5 protein-coding genes are annotated in these 6017 nt (G+C 60.5%); 1 reads left to right on the forward strand and 4 read right to left on the reverse strand.

The genetic code is table 11. The annotated features are described in order from the left end of the window. Positions 1-77: 77 nt before the first annotated feature. The 4 genes from ACW9I6_RS29940 to antA all read right to left on the reverse strand — a co-directional run bounded on the left by ACW9I6_RS29940 (position 78) and on the right by antA (position 4610). The gene (locus ACW9I6_RS29940) at positions 78-1478 is read right to left on the reverse strand and encodes an amino acid permease (RefSeq protein WP_008436670.1); all 1401 of its coding nucleotides are present in this window, start codon (positions 1476-1478) and stop codon (positions 78-80) included. Positions 1479-1549: 71 nt separating this feature from the next. Then, on the reverse strand, positions 1550-2557 hold the full coding sequence (gene antC / locus ACW9I6_RS29945; RefSeq protein WP_457340152.1) for an anthranilate 1,2-dioxygenase electron transfer component AntC: 1008 nt from the start codon (positions 2555-2557) through the stop codon (positions 1550-1552). A 170-nt stretch (positions 2558-2727) separates the two neighbouring features. Beyond that, a complete protein-coding gene (gene antB, locus ACW9I6_RS29950; protein WP_003212320.1) occupies positions 2728-3219 on the reverse strand; it encodes an anthranilate 1,2-dioxygenase small subunit in 492 nt (163 codons plus the stop codon). Next, positions 3219-4610, reverse strand: coding sequence for an anthranilate 1,2-dioxygenase large subunit (gene antA / locus ACW9I6_RS29955; protein WP_003212318.1), 1392 nt, complete (start codon positions 4608-4610; stop codon positions 3219-3221). Before antA ends, antB begins: the two co-directional genes overlap by 1 nt. 313 nt (positions 4611-4923) lie before the next feature. On the opposite strand from antA, the gene ACW9I6_RS29960 reads away from it, so the two are divergent. Further along, on the forward strand, positions 4924-5922 hold the full coding sequence (locus tag ACW9I6_RS29960) for an AraC family transcriptional regulator (RefSeq protein WP_008436676.1): 999 nt from the start codon (positions 4924-4926) through the stop codon (positions 5920-5922). Positions 5923-6017: the final 95 nt, after the last annotated feature.

The raw sequence follows: 6017 nt of genomic DNA on the forward strand, positions 1-6017 counted from the left end.
TCAGTCAATACATCAGGTGACTGACACGACGCCTTCGCGAGCAAGCCCGCTCCCACACAAGCCCGCTCCCACATGGGTTATTGCGCTGTTACTACCTTCGCGTTATTCAACCGCAACCGGTACGCCACATAGATGATCCCGACCCAGACCGGAATCGCATACACCGACGCCCGTACACCCGGAATCGCCAGCATCACGCAGATGATCATCAGCATGAACGCCAGGCACAGGTAGTTGCTGAACGGGAACCAGAAGGTCTTGAACGACGGCACCACGCCTTGCTCGCCCATGGCCTTGCGGAACTTGATGTGGGTCAGGCTGATCAGCGCCCAGTTGATCATCAGCGAGGCAACCACCAGCGCAAACAACAGCTCCAGTGCGTCATGCGGCGCCACGTAGTTGATCACCACACATAGCAGCGTCACCAGGGCCGAGATGCCCAGGGCACGCAGCGGCACGCCTTGCTTGTTCAACTTCATCAGCGCTTTCGGCGCATCGCCTTGCTCGGCCAGGCCGAACAGCATGCGGCTGTTGCAGTACACGCCGCTGTTGTACACCGACAGTGCCGCGGTCAGGACCACGAAGTTGAGGATGTGGGCGGCGGTGTCGTTACCGATCAAGGAAAAGATCTGCACGAACGGACTGCCGCTGTAGGCATCGCCCGACGCGCCGAGGGTTTGCAGCAGTTGATCCCATGGGTACAACGACAGCAGCACGGTAAGGGCGCCGACGTAGAAAATCAGGATCCGGTACACCACCTGGTTGATCGCCTTCGGGATCACCTTGCGGGGTTCGCTGGCTTCGGCGGCGGTAATACCCACCAGCTCCAGGCCGCCGAACGAGAACATGATGAACGCCATGGACATCAACAGCCCCATGCCGCCATTCGGGAAGAACCCGCCGTGGCTCCACAGGTTGCTCACCGAGGCCTGCGGGCCGCCGGTGCCGCTGAACAGCAGGTAGCAGCCGAGCACGATCATGCCGACAATCGCCACCACCTTGATGATCGCGAACCAGAACTCGGTCTCACCGAAGAACTTCACGTTGAGGGTGTTGATCAGGTTGACCAGCACAAAGAACACCACCGCACTGACCCAGGTCGGAATTTCCGGCCACCAGAACTGGATGTACTTGCCCACCGCTGTCAGCTCGGCCATGCCCACCAGCACGTAGAGTACCCAGTAGTTCCAGCCGGCAAGGAAGCCTGCGTAACCGCCCCAGTACTTGTGGGCGAAGTGGCTGAAGGAGCCGGCCACCGGTTCCTCGACGATCATTTCGCCCAGCTGGCGCATGATCAGGAACGCGATGAACCCGGCTACCGCATAGCCCAGGATCATCGACGGCCCCGCCGACTTGAGCACGCCCGCCGAGCCGAGGAACAGCCCGGTCCCGATCGCCCCTCCCAAGGCAATCAGCTGAATATGCCGGTTCTTCAGGCCACGCTTGAGGCCCACCGGGTTAACCATGTCATCCGCCATTAACATTCCCTTCTACTTGTTTTTTTCAGGGTTGATCGCACACCGAACCAGCCCCTCAAACCGCTGAGGGGTCAGATATTACTCTCGGTAAACTTTTCGTAATACAGCTGAACGCCATCAAGTGCCTGATCCAGCAGCCATTGTTTGATGGATTCGACCATCGGAGGGGGGCCGCAGACGTACATATCTGCCGATTGATCCCGCAATTCGGCCAGGTCGAAATGCTCGGTGAGGTAGCCGCGTTTGCCGGCCCAGTCCGAAGGTGGGTCGCTGAGTACCTCGGTGTAGCGAAACCCCGGGATCGTATCGGCGTAGGCTTTTATGCGTGTTGCCTCGCATAAATCGGCCGCACCCCGCACGCCGTAATACAGGTGCACCGGCTGTTGGCAGGTGCTGGCGGCCAGGTCGTCAAGCATGCCCAGCAGCGCCGATAAGCCGGTGCCACCGGCCACCAACACCAGCGGTCGGGTGACATGCCGAAGGTAGAAGGCACCCAATGGCGCTTCCAGCAGCAACTCATCACCGACCTGGCAGCGTTCGCGAATGTAGTTGCTCATCACGCCATCGGGCAGCAGGCGGATCAGGAACTGCAACTGATTGCCCGGGCGGTTGGCGAAAGAGTAGGAGCGCCAACTGTCGGTGCCGGGAATCGACAGGCGGGCGTACTGGCCCGGCAGGAAATCCAATGGCGCTTCAAGCTGCAGGTGCAGGATCGCCGTGCTGGGCGACACCTGCTGCACATTGCTCACCGTGCTGCGGATCCGGACCGGCCCCGGCGCGTTGCACAGGCTGGAATCAAAATCGAAGTAGAACGCCGCATCGGATTGGACCCGGGTCTGGCAGCTGAGCATTTTGCGTTGTTGCAGGTCGAGGCTGGAGAGGGCTTCCTCGTCTACGTAGTCCTGGGTGAAATCGCCGGACTCGCAGCGGCCCTGGCAGGTGCCGCATACGCCTTCGCGGCAGTCGAGCGGGATCTTGATGCCGTTGCGCAAGGCTGCATCCAACAGGATCTCATTGGCGCCCACCGGGAAAAACAGGGTCTTGCCGTCGGCAAAACTGAAGGCCACTTTGTGATTCATTCGCAGAACTCCGCGAGTTTGATTTTCTATGCCTGCGATTTACCTGTGGCGAGGGAGCTTGCTCCCGCTGGGCTGCGCAGCAGCCCCAAAAAGCCGGGAGCGCTACGCACTGGAGCGCCAACCCGGTCCAGCGGGAGCAAGCTCCCTCGCCACAGGTGTAATGCATCAGGTCACAGGTGATAGAAATCCAGCACCGAGTTGATGGTGTCGTTGAGCAGCAGCGCATGCTTGCGGGTGATCAACCAACTGTCGCCATCGGGCTTGAGGCTGTAAGTGGCGCTGCCGTAGAACTGCTCCGACGTCGCCAGCCGATAGAACAACGTATGCCAGTTCAACTTCACCTCCAGCAGCCCGTCCGGTTGCTCGGCAATCCGCACGTTGTTGATCAAATGCAGCGTCCTCGGCATCGGCGTGGCCGACGCGGCCTTGCCCGTGCGCAGGCGAAACACCCGATCCTCCAGCCCCGAGCGGTTGGCGTAGTAGATCAACGACATTTCGCGCTTCGGGTCGCGGGTGTAGACATGTTCCGAATCCCACTGCGGCAGGTGAAACTCGCTCTGCGGGTCGAACAACTGCACGTAGGCGTCCCAGTCCTGGGCATCGCACAGCTCGGATTTACGGTAAAAAAACTGCTCGATCCGGTACTGCAATTGCGCATTCATCATTCCACCTCCCGCAGTTTCAGGGCTTGCTGGTCGAGCCCGTCCAGCAGGAATTTCTGCCAGTTGCGGTGCTGGTTGACGTACAGCCCTTCGTGGGTGAATTCGGTGCCGGTCATCGCCGGCTGGATACCGATGGATTCGCTATTGGGTGTCGGCCCGGTTTCCCAGCGATGGCTGCCGCGGGAGATATCGCTCCAGCGCTCCAGGCGGCCCTGGAAGCCGCGCTGGGCTTCGCGGAACTCCACCAGGTCATCCGGCGTGCCCATGCCCGAGACGTTGAAGAAATCCTCGAACTGGCGAATACGGTTTTCACGGTCGGCGTCAGACTCGTTCTTCACCCCCAGGCACTGGCTGATGATTTCGGTCTTGTTCCACGCGATGGGCCGGATGATCCGCAGCTGCGAGCTGATCTGGTCGAGGAAGAACAGGCTTGGGTAGATGTTCAGGTTGCGCAGGCGGTGCATCATCCATTCGGCTTTTTGCTGGCCGTGTTCTTCGATCAGGCGCGGCATGATGGTGGCGTAGCCCGAACGCACGGTGGGGTTGGGCATGTCGCTGAACAACAGGCTGTGGCCATTGTTGAAGGCGAACCAGCCGTCATCGGTGTTCGCGTCGCCGGCGCCGAGTTTGCTGTAGTCCAGTGTCGTGCCCGAGCCGGTGCCGTTTTCCGTATTGACCTGCTGGCGATGCTGCACCGTGGCCACGTAGTTGTAGTGCACGGTGCTGACGTGATAACCGTCCAGGCCGTTTTCGTTTTGCAGTTTCCAGTTGCCGTCGTAGGTGTAGGCGGACTTGCCCGGCAGCACTTCCAGCTCACCGGTGGCCGATTGGGCGACCATCATGTCGAAGAACACTTTGGCGTCGCCGAGGAAATCTTCCAGGCTGTTGGTGCCGTTCACGTCGAGGCTGATGAAGACGAAACCCTTGTAGCTCTCGATCCGTGCTTTTTTCAGGCCGCGAGTGGCCTTGTCGAAGCCTTCCGGGTATTCCCCCGGCGCCTTGACCTTCACCAGCCGGCCATCGCTCTTGTAGCACCAGGCGTGGAACGGGCAGGTAAACGTGGACTGGTTGCCCTTGCCAACCCGGGTCAGGGTGGTGCCGCGATGCTGGCAAGCGTTGATCAGCGCGTTGAGCTGGCCTTCGCCGTCGCGGGTGATGATCATCGGCTGGCGCCCGGCGCGCATCGTCACGAAGTCGTGCTTGTTGGCCAGTTCGCTCTCGTGACAGGCATAGATCCAGTTTTTTTCGAAGATCAGCTCCATTTCCAGCTCGAACAACTCCGGCTCGGTGAACATGTCCCGGGCGATGCGGAACACCTCATCCACCGGACGGAAGTCCAGGCAGCCTTCGATAAAGCTTTTCCACTGCTCTACGCTTCTTGCACCACTCATGGGAGGCACCTTTTTTGATAATGGCTAAACGGGTAAGCCATTAAGAGGCTGCGGCGGGGCACCGGGCTATCCGGTTAATGGGGGAAGGTGGGCCACTTAGTTGGGCACGAAATACCCACGGCGGTGCAGGGCGGTGGCGGAATGCGCTACTGTCTTGCAAGGCGATTGTCGGAAAAGTCTGCTTGTTATCCACTTAGTCGACGGTTGCTATCCACCCAGTGGCGATCCCGCTGGCGTGGCGCAAAACTTGCTGTCGATCTACCAGGACGCGCCGTCAGAGCGCGCCGGCCACAATTGCCGTGGGTGCCCCGTGATGAGTAGCAATACACGCGATATACGTATCGAGCGCTTCGACCTTGAAGGCGCCTGCAGCTGGATGTCCGGCATTTGCGGGCCGCACCGCCTGCAAACCGCGACGCCGGAGCGCATCCGCTTTCACCACAGCGCCAATGTGTTCAAGTCCCGCGCCACGACGCTGGGGATTATCGAATACGGCACCGATGTCACCATCGACATTGAAGACGCCGAGCACTTCAGCAGCTACAGCCTGACCTTGCCGCTGGTGGGCGAGCAGGAGCTGAGCAAGAACGGCGTACGGCTCAGCTCCAACCGTGACCAGGGGGTGATCATTTCGCCCAACGAACATCAGGTGCTGGAGATCTCGGGCGACTGCCGCAAGTTGCAGGTGGTGATCACCCGCGCGGCGATGAGCGAATCCCTGGAAGGCCTGCTGCAGCGGCCGATTGAAGCGCCGCTGCGCTTCGAGTCGGCGATGGACGCGGTGGACGGCGCTTCCGCGTCGTGGTGGCGCATGGCGCGGTATTTCATCGCCGAACTGGAGCGCAGCAGCGAGCTGTATGACCAGGTGGCGTTTACCCGGGACCTGGAAAGCTCGCTGATCAAGGGCCTGATCCTGGCCCAGCCGAACAACTATTCCGAAGAACTGCGGGACGTGCTGGGGGTGAAGCTGCCGCACTATTTGATTCGTGCCCGACAGTACATCCACGACAACGCCCGGGAAGCGGTGCACCTGGAGGATCTGGAGGCGGCGGCGGGCGTGTCGCGCTTCAAGCTGTTCGATGCCTTCCGCAAATACTTCGCCCTGTCGCCCATGGCCTATCTGAAGAAATACCGCCTGGGTGCCGTGCGCCAGCAAATCCTCGAACATGGCTCCACGCGCACCATCTCCGAAATCGCCCTGGGCTGGGGCTTTACTCATCTGGGGCGATTCTCGGCCGAATACCGCAAGCTGTTCGACGAATCCCCCAGCCAGACCCTGCAACGCAACGACGCCCGGCGTATGCGTGGATGAACACCTTACGCAAAAACAACGGAGATCAACTGTGGGAGCGGGCTTGCTCGCGAATGCGGTGCATCAGCCAACTCATTCGGTGACTGACACTGCGC

Source organism: Pseudomonas sp. SDO5522_S412, assembly GCF_054071215.1.

Bases quoted from the DNA above. Each gene is read 5' to 3' on its own strand.
- antC (WP_457340152.1), bottom strand. From the start codon at position 2,557: ATGAATCACAAAGTGGCCTTCAGTTTTGCCGACGGCAAGACCCTGTTT.
- antA (WP_003212318.1), bottom strand. From the start codon at position 4,610: ATGAGTGGTGCAAGAAGCGTAGAGCAGTGGAAAAGCTTTATCGAAGGC.
- ACW9I6_RS29940 (WP_008436670.1), bottom strand. From the start codon at position 1,478: ATGGCGGATGACATGGTTAACCCGGTGGGCCTCAAGCGTGGCCTGAAG.
- ACW9I6_RS29960 (WP_008436676.1), top strand. From the start codon at position 4,924: ATGAGTAGCAATACACGCGATATACGTATCGAGCGCTTCGACCTTGAA.
- antB (WP_003212320.1), bottom strand. From the start codon at position 3,219: ATGAATGCGCAATTGCAGTACCGGATCGAGCAGTTTTTTTACCGTAAA.